The following is a 15,526-nucleotide window of genomic DNA, read 5'->3' as shown; positions in this document are numbered from 1 at the left end:
AGCGGGCCCTGCTCGTCCTCCCCGTCCCCTCCGCTCCCTCCCTGTTCCCTCCCCGTCCCCTCCGCTCCCTCCCGTCCCTCCCTGCTCCCCTCCGGCGCCTCGCCCGGCTTCCCCGTCCGAGCGACCCTCCGGCGCCCCCTCACCGCAATTCCTCCCCTCGGCCGATCATGGCAATCCTTGAGCGCTGTCACTCGTACGAGGGGCTTCTGCGGTTGACCAGCGGGTAGACGGAAGCCTTATCCGGACATGCGTATGACGGACCCCGCCTCCGGTGGGAGGCAAGGCCCGTCACTGGCGCGCGTGGTGTCGCGCAGTGCACGCCCTCGCCCGATCGGCGTAGGGCGGCCGTGCAGGGGAGGGTGAACCGGCGGGGGAGGCCCCGCTCAGCCCACCGCCGCCGGCTGGGCGGCCGGGGCGGCGCGGTGGGCGGGCGCCTCGCGTCCGCAGGCGTACGCGAGCGGGCTGATCAGCTCGGCGGCGTCGGGCAGCCAGCGGTTGAGCGCGGAGGGGGAGCGGGCCCACTGGGCGTACCCGGTGGAGCCGATCCGGGACGGCGGGGCGACCGTCCAGTCCCCCTCGCCGCGGGCGACCAGGTCCAGCCGGCCGGGCGGCCAGCCGAGCTTGCGGAGCATCTCCGGGAGCTTGGCCGCGACCCCGGGCAGCACCAGGAAGTGGAGCCGGCGGCCGATCCGCCCGGGCGCGGCGGGCAGCACCGCCACCGGGCCGAGCTGGAGGTCCATCCGCTCCATCCGGGCCAGCGCCAGGCAGCCGGCCGTCTCCGGCACGTCCAGGACGTCGAAGGAGCGCCCGGTGGGCAGCAGGATCGAGGCCTGGGGCCGCTCGGTCCACCAGCGCCGCACCGCCCCCGGCCCCGCGCTCGCCTTGCGGGCCCAGTCCGCGTCCAGCGGATGGGCGCCCGGCAGCGTGCAGCGCAGGTCGCCGCAGGAGCAGCGTGCGGGCCCGTCGCCGTCGATCAGCCAGGCGCCCGGAGCGACCTCCCAGTGGCGGTTCTCGGCGTAGCCGACGGCTTCGATGAGCAGCGGGGGCAGGCCGGCGTTCTCGTCCTGGCCGGAGGCGTCGGGGATGTCTTCCACACGCTGCTCAACTACCGTGTGTGAGCCTGGTTACGGCCCGGAGGTGCCCGGTTGGGCGCATCCCGGCAATGTCACCCGTTCCGGTTACTCAACCGAGTTGGGGCGGCCGAAGGCGGGCGCAGCGGGGGCGCACGGGAGCATTTCCCAGGGCGCAAGGGGGGTGCGGATCGTCACCGTGGGTATCCCGCTGGCGTTGCTGATCGCTAACCTGGTGTCAGATTCCTTGGACGGTCGGACAGTCGGCAACAGATCAGCAGAATCGTCGCCCGCCGGCCGGGACCGGAGGGTGTGGGGAGGCGAAGCCCAATGGCCGCGAGACCACTCGTCGCACGACAGCCCAACGAGCGTCTGCAGCAACTGATCCAGGAGGCCAGCTGCTCCAACGCCGGCCTGGCCCGGAGGGTCAACCTCTGCGGCGCCGAGCACGGTCTGGACCTGCGGTACGACAAGACCTCCGTCGCCCGCTGGCTGCGCGGTCAGCAGCCGCGCGGGCAGGCCCCGGCGGTGATCGCCGAGGCCCTGGGCCGCAAGCTCGGCCGCAGCGTGTCGGTCGAGGAGATCGGCATGGCGGACGGCAAGAACCTCAGCTCGGGCATCGGGCTGCAGTTCGCCCCGACGCTGGGCGCCGCCCTGGAGCAGGTCTGCGAGCTCTGGCGCAGCGACGTCGGCCGGCGGGACTTCCTCACCGGAGCGACGGTCGCCGCTTCCGCGCTGGTGGAGCCCAGCCGGGACTGGTTGATCACCCCGCCGGACCCGGTGGTGGCGCGCGCCGGGGGTCCCCGGGTCGGCCCGACCGACGTGGCCGCGATCAAGGCGACCACCGCGATGCTGGTCGACCTGGACCACCGCTTCGGCAGCGGGCACGTGCGCCCGGTGGTGGTGCACTACCTCAACTCGGTGGTCTCCGGCCTGCTCGGCGGTGCCTACCGGGAGGAGACCGGCCGCCAACTCTTCGCCGCGGTGGCCCGGTTGACCGAGCTGGCCGGCTACATGGCGGTGGACACCGGGCAGCCGGGGCTGGCCCAGCGCTACTACATCCAGGCGCTCCGGCTCGCCCAGGCGGCCGACGACCGCGGCTACGGCGGCTACGTGCTGGCCGCCTCGATGAGCCACCTGGCGGCCACCCTCGGCAACCCGCGGGAGATCGCCCAACTCGCCCGGGCCGCGCAGGAGGGCGCCCGGTCGGTGGCCACCCCGACGGCGATGGCGATGTTCTACGCCGCCGAGGCCCGCGGCCACGCCCTGCTCGGCGACGCCCGCTCCTGCGAGGCGGTGTCGGCCAGGGCGCTGGAGATGATGGAGAAGCGCCGCCCCGAGGACGACCCGGACTGGATCGTCCACTTCGACGACGCCTACCTCGCGGACGAGCTGGCCCACTGCCACCGGGACCTGGAGCAGGCCGGCCAGGCCGAGCACTACGCCCGCCGGGCGCTCGACCTGCACCCGCCGACCCGCGTCCGGCGCCGCGCGGTGGACCTGGTGCTGCTGGCCACCGCCCAGCTGCAGCAGCGGGACCTGGAACGCGCCTGCGAGACGGGCACCCAGGCCGTCCGGCTGCTGAGCGGGCTGCGCTCCAACCGGGGCGTGGAGTACCTGGACGAGTTCCGGCGCCGGCTGGAGCCCTACCGGGAGCAGCGGGTGGTCCGGGAGTTCCACGCCAGAGCTGACGCGGAGGCGGCCTGACCAGCGGCGGACCCGTACCGTCTGTGCAGGGAGCGTGACGGATGTCCCGCCCACGTGGTCACCTGGTGAGGCGAACCGGTAGCGTGGGCGCGACGTCCAAGGAACTGTGATGCTCCCAAGAACCGACGAGATGTGGTCCGCCGTCAGCGCGCGGTCCTGCACAGGTGAGGAATCGCGTTGAGTCAGCGCCGCTCGTACCCCAACTCGGGTGATTTCAACCTGGACGACCTGTTCCGCCCCGAGCCCGGCCAGCCGCAGGGCCAGCCGGGCCAGCCGCAGTTCCAGGGTCAGCCGCAGTTCCAGGGTCAGCCGGGGCAGCCGCAGGGGCACTCGGCGGTGCCGCCGGTGGGGCAGCCGTCCGGGCAGCCGGAGTACCTCGGCGAGGGCGCGCACGCGCTGCCGACCCAGGCCGTGCCCGCCCAGCCGATGCCGGGCCAGGCGATGCCCGCGCCGGGCGCGCCGTGGGGTGCGCCGCAGCCCGGGTACGGCGTCCCGCAGGGCGACCCGGCCCCGGAGACCCAGTACCTGCCGCCGTACCCGGTCGGCGATCCGCAGGGGGGCGGTTACCCCGCGCCGCAGACCCAGCCGGGCTTCCCGCCGCAGCAGCAGTCCGCACCCGGCTACGGGTACCCGCCGGTCGCGAGCCCCGTCGCGCACCCCCAGCCGGCCTACCCGGCGCAGGACTACAACCAGGGCTACGCCCCGGACCGCGGGCAGGGCTTCGACGCGACCCAGGGCGGCGGGTCCGTCCGCGGCGGTCGCCCGTCCAACAAGCTGATCATCGGCGGGGTGGTGGCGGGCTGCGCGGCGGCCGGCATCCTGGTCGCCGTCCTGATGAGCGGCGGCGACGACACCAAGGGCGGCGGGAAGGCCACCCCGGTGGCCGCGACCACCGCCGGCACGGCCCCCGCGACGGCGAGCGCGAGCGGCTCCGGCACCGCCGTCGACCCGGACGTCAAGGCGCAGGCGCAGCCGCTGTCGGACCTGCTGGGCACCGCGAGCGACAGCCGCAGCTCGGTGGTCTCCGCTGTCGCCTCGGTGCAGAAGTGCGACAAGCTGCCCGACTCCCAGCAGGCCCTCACCGCCGCGGCCGGCAAGCGCCGCGAGCTGCAGACCAAGCTGGGCCAGCTGAAGACGGACAAGCTGCCCGGCGGCCAGCAGCTGGTCGAGCAGCTGAACGCGGCCTGGGCCGCCTCGGCCCAGGCCGACGACGAGTACGCGGCGTGGGCGCAGGACGCGCAGGCCTCCTGCGACGCGAAGAAGCAGGACAACCAGCACTACAAGAACGCCGTCCAGGCCAGCGGCACCGCGACCAACGCGAAGAAGCAGGCCTCCACGCTCTGGAACACGATCGCCGGCCAGACCGGTCTGCCGTCGCGCAGCGACGGCGACCTGTAGCCGGGGCCGACGGGCGCGGGCGGCCGACCGGCCCGGGCGCGCGTCACGCCGGCGGACGGCCCCCGGCGAGCACCCAGCGGACGTCCACGAAGCCCGGCTGCTGCAGGGTCATCCGCCCGTTCCTGACCACCTGGTACGTGACCCAGGTGTTCACCAGCCGGGGCGACGCCGTGCTGGGCAGCATGCTCGTGGTGCCCCAGTTCAGCGGCGGGGTGATCCCGGTGTCGATGCCCTCGCCGGCGTCCAGCAGCCCGGTGATCGACTTCGGGGTGACCGGCTTGCCGGCCTCCGACAGCTTCTGCGCCACCGTCCTGAACACCTCGTACGCGACCCAGGTGGTCTGCACCCCGGGGTCGGAGACGTCGACGGTGTTGCCGCCGGTGGTGTCCGCGCGCACCACCGCGCGCAGCCCGTCCCAGATCTTCGCCGACTCCGGCGGGTACCAGCTGGTGACGTAGGCGCCGCTGAGCGGTCCGGAGTCGCCGCCGGTGGAGTCGACCACCGACTGCTGCACGCTGCCGATCACCGAGGCGATCCGGGTGTTCTTCGGGTTCAGCCGCCGGTAGGAGTCCAGCAGGTTGCCGGTCGGCTCGGCGGTCAGCGCGCTGGTGATGCAGTTGCCCGGCTCGTCCTTGCCGATCGCCTTGCGGGCGACCTGGGTGTAGTCGGAGGACTTCTCGGGCGCCTTGACGTCCAGTAACCGCAGCCCGGCGGGCCGCAGCGCGGTGCCCAGGTAGCCGATCAGGTTGTCGCCGGCCGGGGTGTCCGGGCGGACCAGGGCCACGCTCTTGCACCCGGCGTCCACCAGCTGGCGGCCGTTGCCCGCGATCAGGGCCGGCATGCCGCCGTCCACCGGGTAGGACAGCGGGCTGGCGAACTCCGGCTGGGAGAGCCCGTACCCGCCGATCAGCGGGATGCCGGCGCGCTCCAGCACCGGCATGAAGGCCTCGCCCCACTGGCTGTAGGAGCCGATCACGGCGACGACCTTGGCGTCCACCGCCTGCTGGGCGCAGGCGCGGGCGCCGTCGGCGGAGTTGTGCTCGTTGCAGGTGATCACCCGCAGTCGGCGGCCGTTCAGCCCGCCCTTGATGTTGACGTCCTGGCCGATCGCGGAGGCGAGCGCGGTCATGCCCGGCCGGTCGGCGGAGCCGGTCCCGGACGGGGCCCACGTCATCACGGTCAGCTCGCCGCCGCCGCTGCTGGAGGCATCGGCCGGTCCGCCGCACGCGGAGGCCGAGAAGAGGGCGGGGAGCAGCGCCGCAGCTGTCGCGGCGGCGGCGATCGGACGTCGGCGGCGGCGCCGCCCGATCGGCGGACGGGCCCGGAACGAGTCCCTTCGGCTGGTCATCGGTCTTCCCTCTCTGGGGCGCACTCCGGCGCACCGGAATCAGCCAAGCCCCGGTGCCGCAAGCCGAGAGGGCCGAAGTGTGAACGATCGGAAAACGAAGGCTGAAATCCGGTGGAGTACGCGTGTAGATTCCGGAGTGGAGTACGAACGGACGAGGAACGTACGATCGTTGACCATGTCCGCCAGCACAGATTCTTCGCACCGGTCCGCCCGAAACCCTTCTCGTCCGGGGCACCGCTCCAGCACCATGGGCGGCATGCCGCTCAACGACCTGCCCTGGTGGCGCTGGCGAGCCCGACTGCGCTCGGCGCTGCACATGCTGTCCGACCCCGGTTTCCAGCAGGAGGCCTGGCTGGCCGGCCGGGAGGGCTACGGGGACGTGACCGACGCCGTCTACCGGCTGGTCGAGGACACCTGGCTGGACCGCTGGTCCGCCGAGAAGTACGTGGGCACGATCTTCCGGGACCCGGCCGAGGCCGCGCTGGTCGACGTCGCGGTGCTGCGCGCGGTGCAGATGCTGCACGAGGTGGGTGCGGACGCCCCGGCCTCCGCCTACCTCGGCCACCCCGGCTGGCCGGAGACCGTCCGGGCCGCCCGCGAGGCGCACGTGCTGCTGGCCGTGGGCGACGGGGACGACCCGGACGCGGCGCCCAAGTCGCTGGACGTGCTGCGCATCCTCACCCAGGTCTGACCCGCGGGGGCGGCGGCCCCGGTCGGACGGAGCCGTCCCGCAGTACGGGCAGCGGGGCGGCGGCTGTCCAGGATGTGACACGCTGGACCGTCCACCGCACGCCACGAACTCAGAACGGGATACCCCCACGTGGAACAGCAGCCGGCCGGCGCCCAGTACGTCCTCACGCTGTCCTGCCCCGACAAGCAGGGCATCGTCCACGCTGTCTCCAGCTACCTCTTCATGACCGGCTGCAACATCATCGACAGCCAGCAGTTCGGGGACGCCGACAGCGGACTCTTCTTCATGCGGGTGCACTTCTCCGCCCCCGAGCCGGTCACCGCGGACAAGCTGCGGGCCAGCTTCGCCGCGATCGGCGCCTCCTTCGGGATGGACTGGCAGCTCCACCCGACCGAGGAGCGGATGCGGATCATCCTCATGGTCAGCAAGTTCGGGCACTGCCTGAACGACCTGCTGTACCGCACCCGGATCGGCGCGCTGCCGGTGGAGATCGTCGCGGTGGTCTCCAACCACACCGACCTGCAGGACCTGACCGAGGGCTACGGGATCCCGTTCCACCACATCCCGGTCACCAAGGACACCAAGGAGCAGGCCGAGCAGCGGCTGCTCGACCTGGTCGCCGAGGAGCAGGTCGAACTGGTCGTGCTGGCCCGCTACATGCAGGTGCTCTCCGACCAGCTGTGCACCGAGCTGTCCGGCCGCGTGATCAACATCCACCACTCCTTCCTGCCGAGCTTCAAGGGCGCCAAGCCGTACCACCAGGCGCACGCCCGCGGGGTGAAGCTGATCGGCGCCACCGCGCACTACGTCACGGCCGACCTGGACGAGGGCCCGATCATCGAGCAGGAGGTGGCCCGGGTCACCCACGACGTCAGCCCGGACCAGCTGGTCGCGCTCGGCCGGGACGTCGAGTGCCAGGCGCTGGCCCGCGCGGTGAAGTGGCACAGCGAGCACCGGGTCCTGCTCGACGGCGCCCGTACCGTCGTCTTCGCCTGAGCCTCAGGGCCGGGACAGCAGCGGGAGCGCGTGCAGCACCTCGCGCACCGCGGCCCGGTCACCGTGCTCGCCGACCGGCAGCCGGTCCGGGTCGCGGTGCGCGGCGGCCAGCAGGCAGAGCTCCAGGCCGTCCAGCACCATCGACGCCACCGGCTCCCCGCCGAGCGGCCCCGCGTCCGGGCTGCCGGTGCCGCCCGTGCCGTCGGCGGAGTCCAACGGGACCAGCCACTCGCCGCTCGCCGGGCCGTCGACCACCAGCCGCAGCCGACGGGCGGCCGGGTGCCCGCCGTCCCGCGCGACCGGCGCCCCGGCGTGCTCGGGACGGGCGGCGCGCAGGCCGGCCAGCGCCCGGGGGAGCAGCCGGACCACCAACTCCACCATCTGCCGCAGGTGCTGCGGCGCCGGCGGGTCGTACGGGTAGGCGACCGCGCGGGCCACGTCCTCGCCGTGCACGTAGCACTCCAGGGCGCGGTCCACGAAGGCGTCGCGCAGCGGCAGCACCGCGCAGCCGTAGTCGACCGGGGCGTTTCCCTGCGGGGCGAGCGCGGCGCTGCGGACCAGGTCGTGGGTCTGCCGCCGCCACCGGGAGCGCACCGACTGCGGGGGCAGGGCGCCCTGGTCGCCGAGCAGCCGGGCGGTGCGCGCCGTGATCGCGGCGTACCGGCCGCCCTGCGGCGGGACGCGCGGCGCCGCGGGCGGCCCGGCCGGGTCCTGCGGCGGCACCCGTCGTCCGGTGGCCGCGGCGGCGGCGCCCGGGGCGGCGGGCACCGGGTCGGGCAGGCCGAGGGCGAGCGCCAGGAAGCCGTCCACCGCGGTCAGTCGGGAGAGCACCTCGGCCGGGCGCAGCCGCTCGGTGCCGCCGTGCCACGGCAGTTCGGCCACCTCCTGCCACTCCTCCGGGCCGAGGTCGCGCAGCAGCGCGTCGAGCTTGGCGGTTTCCGCGGTGTACGGCATGCCCCAGGCCGGGACGGGCAGTTCGGCCGGTCGGCGGGACAGGCACCAGTCGAGCACCTGCTGGCGCAGCGAGCCGGGCTGGTCCAGCGGCTCGTCCAGGGAGAGCCAGCCGGCCGCGTCGCGCAGTCGGGCGCCCTCCTCGGCGCACTCCGGGCAGCCGCGCAGGTGCTGTTCCAGGTCGGCGGCGTCGCGGGTCGGACAGGCACCGAGGGCCCAGGCGCCGAGCAGCGAGCGCAGGGCGTCGTGCTGCTCCTCAGTGCTGCTCACGTCTCCCCGTCCCCGGCTTCGTCCTGGCGGGCGCGCTCCTCGGCCAGTTCGGTGGCCAGCAGCTCCAGTCCGAGCCGCATCCGCTGCTTGGCGGCCTGCTCGCTGATGCCGAGCAGCCGGGCCGTCTCCCGGTAGGTGCGGCCGTCGTAGTACGTCACCGCGATGGTCTCACGCAGGGGTTGGGGCAGGGAGTCGACCACGTACTGGATGCGCGCGGCGGTGGCCACGGCGCGGATCTCCGCCTCGGCGCCCCGGAGGTCGCCGCCCGGCCCGTGCTCGGCGGCCCGCCGCGCCCGCAGCCGTTCGACGGCGCGGCGGTGGGTGAGGGCGCCGAGCCAGGAGCGCAGGGTGCCCTCGGCGGGGTCGAAGTCCTCGGGGTGCTCCCAGACGTGGGCGAAGATCTCCCGGGTCAGCTGGGCGGCGGCGGCCTGGTCGGCCAGTATCCGTCCGGCCAGGCCGTGCACCATCGGCGCGAGCTGGTCGTAGAGTTCGCCGAGCGCCGTCTCCTCGCCGCGCGCGAGGCGGCGTTGCAGTTGCTCGTCCCAGCGCGGGGGCCGCTCCGGGGTGGCCATCGGGAACCACCCTCCTGCCCGGGGTCGCTGGCTTACCCAACGGTATCTTGCGGCCGGTCCGCGGTGGACGGAATCCGGCAAGAACGGAACCGGTCCTCGCGGATCGCGGCATCGCGGGATCGCCGTGGACCGTCGGCGAGGGCGGACCGTCGGCCGGGCGTGGACCGTCGATCGGGCGGGGACGGTCACATGGTGCGACGGTCCGTTCGTGGGACCGTCCGCCGATGCCGCTGTTCGAGACCCGCTGGACATATGTCGCACGGGTGGTTCGCGAGTGGCGGGCGGGGCGCCGGGGGTGTCCGGCGGTAGGTTCCGGACCAGGGCGTGGCCGACGACCCGCGCCGGATCCGCGCGAGCAGCCGGGCGCGCCCGCTGGGACCGGTGGTTCGGCCCGGGCCGGACGAGCGCCGGTACGAGGCTCGTGAGAGTGAGCGGGACAGTATGCACTGCCCTGTCCCCCGATCGCCGGAATATGCCCGAAGCGCTTGCTGCGGTCCGTCGGCCCGCTCATCCTGAGGCGTATTCGTGTCGCGGCCGGTGCGCGACCGACGAGTCGGCGCGGACGAGTGGGCGCGGGTGGACGGACCGGGCGGTCGCCCGGGTGCGGCCCGGGTGGCGCCGGGCGGAGTGCGAGGGCCCGCCGGCCGGTCGATCCGGCCCGATCGGGACTTAGGCCGAACTGCGAGTGCGGGTGGTGGAGCGGTGCAGGTTCTTCAGGTACAGCTTGCGGTGCAGGCGGACCCCGCCGAGGTCGGCCGGGCCCGTCGGTGGGTGCGCTCGCGGCTGCTGAACCACGGGGTGGACCCGGACGCGCCGATGGCCGAGACGGTGGTGCTGGTGGTCTCGGAGCTGGTGACCAACGCCGTGGTGCACACCGGCTGTCCGGCGGTGCTGCGGCTCTGCCTGCCGATGGCCGAGGAGGAGCCGCGGGAGGCGAGCGGGTCGGTCGCCCCGCTGCGGGTGGAGGTCGCCGACGCGAGCCGGGCCGCCCCCGCACCGCGGCACGCCGGGGCCGACGAGGACGCGACCAACGGGCGCGGCCTGGAGCTGGTCGAGCTGCTCTGCGAGCGCTGGGGCTGGTACCCGGACGGCTCGGGCAAGCGGGTCTGGTGCGAGATCGGTGCCGACGCCCGGCCGGCCGATCCGCTGGCCGACGTGGACTGGGCGGCTTTGGCGCAATAGCGGCTTTCCCGGTGGCCGCGGCGCCGTGGCGATCACCGGCCGAAAGGTGACGCAACCATTCCGAATTTCCGACTACCCATTGACGTGACGTATCCGACTGATCACGCTTGGGTGCGGCTCTCCGACGCGAGGGGACGCCGAGGGGTTCGTCCGTCCACCGCCGCGGTGCCGCTGTCCAGGGGGATCGTGTCAGCGAGGGGGCCGCGGACAGCCGGTCGCGGACCGTTCCTCGGCGAGTGCGGAGGCCGCGGCGCGGGTTCAGGGCCCGCGCGTCGCGGTTGGATGGCGGTGTGCCGTGCCGTGCTCGGGGTGCGCGCGGCCTGCCGCCATCCACTGCGTCTCCGTGGAGCAGCGGAATCCGGCCACCACCGGGGCCGGTTCCGGGACCTTGTCCCTGCCTTGCCCGTGCGTTGCCCGTGCGCTGCCCGTGCCTTGCTCGTGCTGTCGCCGGCGGATCCGTCGACGAGCCCGCCGGCGGGCCTGCCCGCGGACTACCGGGGGGCGGCGCGGAAGGTGCGCCGGTAGGCGCTGGGCGCCACGTCGAGGCGGCCGCGCAGTTGCAGCCGCAACGAGGCGGCGGTGCCGAAACCGGACTCCCGGGCGACCTGGTCGATCGTCAGATCGGTGCGTTCCAGCAGCTGGCGGGCCCGCTCGGTGCGCTGGGTGGTGATCCACTGGCCGGGGCTGGCGCCGGTCTCCTCGCGGAACCGCCGGGTGAAGGTCCGTACGCTCATGCCCGCCCGGTCGGCGAGGAGGCGCAGGGTGAGCGGCCGGTCCAGGTGCTCCAGCGCCCAGGCGCGCACCGCGGTGGTGCCGTGGTCGCCGGCGTCCAGCGGGCTCGGGGCCTCCACGTACTGCTTCTGGCCGCCCTCGCGCCACGGCGGCACCAGGCAGTTGCGGGCCACCGCGTTGGCCACCGCGCTGCCGTGGTCGCGGCGCACCACGTGCAGGCAGAGGTCCACTCCGGCGGCGACCCCGCCGGAGGTGAGGATGTCGCCGTCGTCGGTGTAGAGCACGTCCGGGTCGAGCCGCACCTCGGGGAACAGCCGGGCGAAGCGGTCGGTGTACCGCCAGTGGGTGGTGGCCGGGCGGCCGTCCAGCAAGCCGGCGGCGGCCAGGATGAACGAGCCGGTGCAGATCGACATCAGCCGGGTGCCGGGCCGGATCCGGGCCAGCGCGGCGGCCAGTGCGGGGGTGAAGCAGGCGTCGGCGACCGCCGGGCTGGAGTCGGCGGAGGCCGGGATGACCACCGTGTCGGCCCGTTCCAGGAGTTCGGGACCGTGGTCGACGGCGACCCGGAAGTCGGCGCTGGTGGCGACCGGCCGCCCGTCCAGGGTGCAGGTGGCCACCTCGTAGAAGGGCCGTCCGGCCGGGTCCTTGGCGCCGCCGAAGATGCGGGCCGGGATGCCGAGTTCGAAGGCGATCACGCCCTCCAGGGCGAGTACCGCGACCAGGTGCGCCATGAGGTCCCCTCGGGTGTCGGTGGGTCCGGGACAGCGTACGCCGGGTCGTGGCCCGATCCTTGCGAAAGCTGTCATCCAGGCCACTCGTCCGGGGTGCGGCAGCCCGGGACACTCGTCGCGTGACCGAACGCAGCGCCCTCGCCCCCACGCCCCTCCCCGATCCGGCCGACTCCGACCCGACCGTTCCCGATCCGGCTGCCGCACGGCCGGCCGGTCCCGAATGGGCCGCGCAGGCCGGGCGCCCCCGGGTGCACTACGCCTGGGTGGTGGCCGGCGTCTCCCTGCTCGTCCTGCTCGGCTCGGCCGGCTTCCGCTCCACTCCGAGCCTGATGATGGACGCCCTGCACAACGAGTTCGGCTGGTCGCTCGGGACCATCTCCAGCGCCACCTCCGTCAACCTGACCCTCTACGGCCTCACCGCCCCGTTCGCCGCCGCCCTGATGGACCGGTTCGGGGTGCGCCTCGTGGTGGTCTGCGCGCTGCTGACCATCTCGGTCGGCTCCGGGCTCACCATGCTGATGCGCGAGCCCTGGCAACTGGTGCTCTGCTGGGGCGTGCTGGTCGGCCTCGGCAGCGGCTCGATGGCCGGCGCCTTCGCCACCACCATCACCGGTCGCTGGTTCCGGGCGCGCCAGGGCCTGGTCACCGGTGTGCTGACCGCCGCCGGCGCGGCCGGGAACCTGGTCTTCCTGCCGGTCGGCGCCTGGCTGGTCGAACAGCACGGCTGGCGCTCGGCCGTGGTCGTGGTCTCGCTCGCCGCCAGTGCCGTCGCCGTCCCGGTCCTGCTGCTGATGCGCGAGCGGCCCGCCGACGTCGGCCTGCTCCCGTACGGCGCCACCGAGGAGCCGCCGGCCCCGCCCGTCGGTGACACCCGCGCGCTGGCCCGCTCGCTGCGGGTGCTGCGCTCCGCCGCCCGCACCCGGGCCTTCTGGCTGCTGGCCGGCTCCTTCGCGATCTGCGGCGCCACCACCGCCGGCCTGGTCGGCACCCACTTCATCCCGGCCGCGCACGACCACGGCATGCCGGTCACCACCGCGGCGAGCCTGCTCGCCCTGATCGGCGTCTTCGACGTGATCGGCACCGTCTTCAGCGGCTGGCTCACCGACCGGCTCGACTCCCGGGTGCTGCTGACGGTCTACTACGGGCTGCGCGGCCTCTCCCTGCTCCTGCTGCCGCAACTGCTGGCCGGCTCGCTGCACCCGCCGATCCTGGCCTTCGTGGTCTTCTACGGCCTGGACTGGGTCGCCACCGTGCCGCCGACCGTCGCGCTGTGCCGCCGGCACTTCGGCGAGGACGCCCCGATCGTCTTCGGCTGGGTCCTGGCCGCCCACCAGATCGGTGCGGCCGTCGTCGCCGGGCTGGCGGGCCTGGCCCGCGACGCGCTCGGCAACTACGACCTGACCTGGTACGGCGCCGGCGGGCTGTGCGCGGTCGCGGTCGGGCTCTGCCTGGCGCTGCGGACCGGGCGGACCGACCGGCCGGGCACGACCGGTGCTCCCGGTACTGCCGGTACTGCCGGTACTGCCGGGGTCGGCGGGGCCGGCGGGGCTGCCGGTGTCGGCGGGAAGGCTGTCACCGCGGAGGTCTAGGCTCCGCTCCATGGCGCTCACCTTCACGCTGGATCCCAAGCTCGACCCCGACCTGCGGACGGAGATCGTCCGCCTCTGGACCGACGTGACCAACGCCGGCGGCGCGGTCGGCTTCGTGGCGCCGGTCACCGAGGAGGAGGTGTGGGACACCGCCGACCACCAGTTCGACGGTGTCGGCCCGGACGGTCCGGACCGCCTGCTGGCCGCGCACGACGCCGACACCGGCCGGCTGGTGGGCGTGCTGTTCTTCGCGTCGATGCGCTTCGGCCCGATGGAGCACTGGCGGATGCTCAAGCGGGTCATGGTGCACCCCGACTGCCAGGGCCTGGGCCACGGCGCCGAGTTGCTCGCCGAGGCCGAGCGGGTCGCCAGGGAGTGGGGCCTGCAGTCGCTGCGGCTCACCGCGCGCGGCGGCCTGGGACTGGAGCAGTTCTACGCCCGCAGCGGCTACCGCGAGGTCGGTCGGGTGCCGGCCGCGATCCGGGTCGCCCCCGGGGACGACCGCGACGACATCACGATGTGGCTCGATCTGCGCTGATGCCGGTCCCCGGTCCCCGGGCGGCTGCGGCCGGCCGGGGCGGGCGGCCCGCCCTCCTCGTCCGGGCCCGGGCAGGAGGGGCCCCGGCCGCGCCGGCCGTCAGGCATGCTTGACTGGAGGACCCGCCCCGACCCCGCCGGCCGCCCCGCCGGCCCGCCCCGCGCAACGAGAAGGATGTGTTCCAGTGAGCAGCAACGGCCCGGGAAAGTCGCACGCCACGCTCCGCTACACCTCCATGCGGGTCAGCATCTTCCTCGGGTGCCTGCTGGTGGCCCTGCTGCTCGGTCACTTCCAGATCATTCCGGTCAGCGGCGAGGCGGGCGTGATCTTCCTCTTCCTGCTGGCCGCGATCGCCTCCGCACCGCTCAGCTACGCGCTGCTGAGCAAGCAGCGTGACGAGATGTCCGCCCAGATCAGCGGCAAGGTCACCGGGATCCGCAGCCGTACCGCCGACCGGATCGCCGCGCAGAACGCCGAGGAGGACGCCGCCGACGACGCCGCCCGCGCGGCGACCGCCGGGCAGAACTGACCCCGGCCCCACCTCCGACCGCCGAGCCGCCGCCGCAGCCGCCGTGCCCGCCACCCCGGATCCCGTGCCGTCCGATCAGCCGGTCGGGCTGCAGTCCGAGCCGTCCGCGCAGCCGTCCGGTTCGTCGCCCGACTCGTCGTCCGGTTCGTCGTCCGGTTCGTCGTCCGGCGAGAGCGAGCTCGGGACCTGGCCGGCCCCCGTGCGCCGGCCCACCGGGCGGGACGTGGCCCGGCTCGCCGGGGTCTCCCAGGCCACCGTGTCGCTGGTCTTCTCCGGTGCCGAGGCCGGCCGGCGGGTCTCCGAGGCCACCCGGCAACGGGTCCGGGAGGCCGCCCGCAGCCTCGGCTACCGTCCGCAGGCGGCCGGCCGGCAGCTGCGGCTGGGCCGCAGCGGGATGATCCTGCTCGCCGTGCCGAACCTCCAGGGCCCGTTCTTCGGCCGGGTGCTGGACGGCGTCCACCAGGAGGCCGGCCGCAACGGCCTGGCCGTCGTGGTGAGTTCCGGCTGGGGCAGCGCCACCCTCGCCGAGGCCGCCACCGCCGGGCGCTTCGACGGCCTGCTGATCTGCTCCCCGGACGACAGCCAGCTCGGCGAGCTGCCCGCCGACACCCCCGCCGTCTTCCTGGACGCCGACCCGGGCACCGACCGCACCCGTCCGACCGTCGAGCTCGACGTGGCCGGCGGGATGCGCGCCGCCGTCGAGCACCTGGCCGCGCTCGGCCACCGCCGGATCGGCCGGCTGCGCTCCACCCACTCCGCGTACACCTTCCGGGTGCGACAGGCCGCCTTCGAGCGGGCGGTGCGGGAACTCGGCCTGGACGTCGTGGAGTTGGGCGTGAGCCTGAACGAGGGGCACCGGGCCGCGCGGACCGTGGCGGACCGGCTGCTGGCGCGGGCGGACCGGCCGCGCGCGGTGATCTGCGACGACGACGTGGTCGCCTCCGGGGTCTACCAGGCCGCCGCCGAGCTGGGGCTGCGGGTGCCGGAGGACGTGTCCGTGGTCGGCATGGACAACGTCCCGGTGGCCGCGCTGCTCGCCCCGCCACTGACCACCGTCGACCTGCCCGGCGAGGAGCTGGGCCGCGCGGGCGCCGCCGCACTGGCGGGCCTGTTGCGCGGGGAGCGGGTGGAGCCGGTCGCACCGCTGGCCACCTCGCTGGTGCTGCGGGCCTCCACGGCCTCGGCGTAGCGCCCCGGTCCCGGAGGTTCGCCCGGCCGGACC

Annotated in this window: 14 protein-coding genes; 9 read left to right on the top strand and 5 right to left on the bottom strand. The window is 74.6% G+C overall.

Annotated elements, in window-relative coordinates:
- Positions 1-383 precede the first annotated feature (383 nt).
- Entirely contained in the window at positions 384-1,085 is a 702-nt protein-coding gene (locus ACZ7KX_RS37590; RefSeq protein WP_350524963.1) for a bifunctional DNA primase/polymerase, read from the bottom strand.
- A gap of 315 nt (positions 1,086-1,400) precedes the next feature.
- Here ACZ7KX_RS37590 and ACZ7KX_RS37585 point away from each other — a divergent pair, with 315 nt between their 5' ends.
- Positions 1,401-2,777 (top strand): tetratricopeptide repeat protein, encoded by a 1,377-nt coding sequence (locus tag ACZ7KX_RS37585; protein ID WP_350524909.1) that lies wholly within the window; start codon positions 1,401-1,403, stop codon positions 2,775-2,777.
- Positions 2,778-2,954: 177 nt separating this feature from the next.
- Positions 2,955-4,175, top strand: coding sequence for a hypothetical protein (locus tag ACZ7KX_RS37580; RefSeq protein ID WP_470330441.1), 1,221 nt, complete (start codon positions 2,955-2,957; stop codon positions 4,173-4,175).
- 43 nt (positions 4,176-4,218) lie between these two features.
- Here ACZ7KX_RS37580 and ACZ7KX_RS37575 read toward each other — a convergent pair whose 3' ends face one another.
- A complete protein-coding gene (locus ACZ7KX_RS37575) occupies positions 4,219-5,523 on the bottom strand; it encodes an ABC transporter substrate-binding protein (protein ID WP_470330440.1) in 1,305 nt (434 codons plus the stop codon).
- 256 nt (positions 5,524-5,779) lie between these two features.
- On the opposite strand from ACZ7KX_RS37575, the gene ACZ7KX_RS37570 reads away from it, so the two are divergent.
- On the top strand, positions 5,780-6,214 hold the full coding sequence (locus tag ACZ7KX_RS37570; protein ID WP_470330439.1) for an SCO4402 family protein: 435 nt from the start codon (positions 5,780-5,782) through the stop codon (positions 6,212-6,214).
- Positions 6,215-6,343: 129 nt separating this feature from the next.
- A complete protein-coding gene (purU, locus tag ACZ7KX_RS37565) occupies positions 6,344-7,210 on the top strand; it encodes a formyltetrahydrofolate deformylase (RefSeq protein ID WP_350524913.1) in 867 nt (288 codons plus the stop codon).
- Positions 7,211-7,213: 3 nt separating this feature from the next.
- Here purU and ACZ7KX_RS37560 read toward each other — a convergent pair whose 3' ends face one another.
- The gene (locus ACZ7KX_RS37560; protein ID WP_470330438.1) at positions 7,214-8,431 is read right to left on the bottom strand and encodes a zf-HC2 domain-containing protein; all 1,218 of its coding nucleotides are present in this window, start codon (positions 8,429-8,431) and stop codon (positions 7,214-7,216) included.
- The gene (locus tag ACZ7KX_RS37555) at positions 8,428-9,003 is read right to left on the bottom strand and encodes a sigma-70 family RNA polymerase sigma factor (protein WP_350524915.1); all 576 of its coding nucleotides are present in this window, start codon (positions 9,001-9,003) and stop codon (positions 8,428-8,430) included. The genes ACZ7KX_RS37560 and ACZ7KX_RS37555 overlap by 4 nt, the downstream gene beginning before the upstream one ends.
- A gap of 702 nt (positions 9,004-9,705) precedes the next feature.
- Here ACZ7KX_RS37555 and ACZ7KX_RS37550 point away from each other — a divergent pair.
- On the top strand, positions 9,706-10,185 hold the full coding sequence (locus tag ACZ7KX_RS37550) for an ATP-binding protein (RefSeq protein WP_470330437.1): 480 nt from the start codon (positions 9,706-9,708) through the stop codon (positions 10,183-10,185).
- A gap of 491 nt (positions 10,186-10,676) precedes the next feature.
- On the opposite strand, the gene ACZ7KX_RS37545 is transcribed toward ACZ7KX_RS37550, so the two are convergent.
- Positions 10,677-11,648, bottom strand: a complete 972-nt coding sequence (locus tag ACZ7KX_RS37545; RefSeq protein ID WP_470330436.1) for a GlxA family transcriptional regulator — start codon at positions 11,646-11,648, stop codon at positions 10,677-10,679.
- A 119-nt stretch (positions 11,649-11,767) separates the two neighbouring features.
- On the opposite strand from ACZ7KX_RS37545, the gene ACZ7KX_RS37540 reads away from it, so the two are divergent.
- From ACZ7KX_RS37540 to ACZ7KX_RS37525, 4 genes are all read left to right on the top strand, one after another.
- Positions 11,768-13,237 (top strand): MFS transporter, encoded by a 1,470-nt coding sequence (locus ACZ7KX_RS37540; protein WP_470330435.1) that lies wholly within the window; start codon positions 11,768-11,770, stop codon positions 13,235-13,237.
- Between the two features lie 10 nt (positions 13,238-13,247).
- Positions 13,248-13,775 carry a GNAT family N-acetyltransferase gene (locus ACZ7KX_RS37535; RefSeq protein ID WP_470330434.1) on the top strand — a complete coding sequence of 176 codons (528 nt, stop codon included), beginning with the start codon at positions 13,248-13,250 and terminating at the stop codon, positions 13,773-13,775.
- Between the two features lie 184 nt (positions 13,776-13,959).
- Positions 13,960-14,304, top strand: coding sequence for a DUF4229 domain-containing protein (locus tag ACZ7KX_RS37530; RefSeq protein ID WP_350524919.1), 345 nt, complete (start codon positions 13,960-13,962; stop codon positions 14,302-14,304).
- A gap of 64 nt (positions 14,305-14,368) precedes the next feature.
- Positions 14,369-15,493 (top strand): LacI family DNA-binding transcriptional regulator, encoded by a 1,125-nt coding sequence (locus ACZ7KX_RS37525; protein WP_470330433.1) that lies wholly within the window; start codon positions 14,369-14,371, stop codon positions 15,491-15,493.
- Positions 15,494-15,526: the final 33 nt, after the last annotated feature.

The sequence above is a fragment of the Kitasatospora sp. NPDC038210 genome, from assembly GCF_055600605.1.
This window is presented reverse-complemented; position numbering and strand designations above follow the sequence as displayed.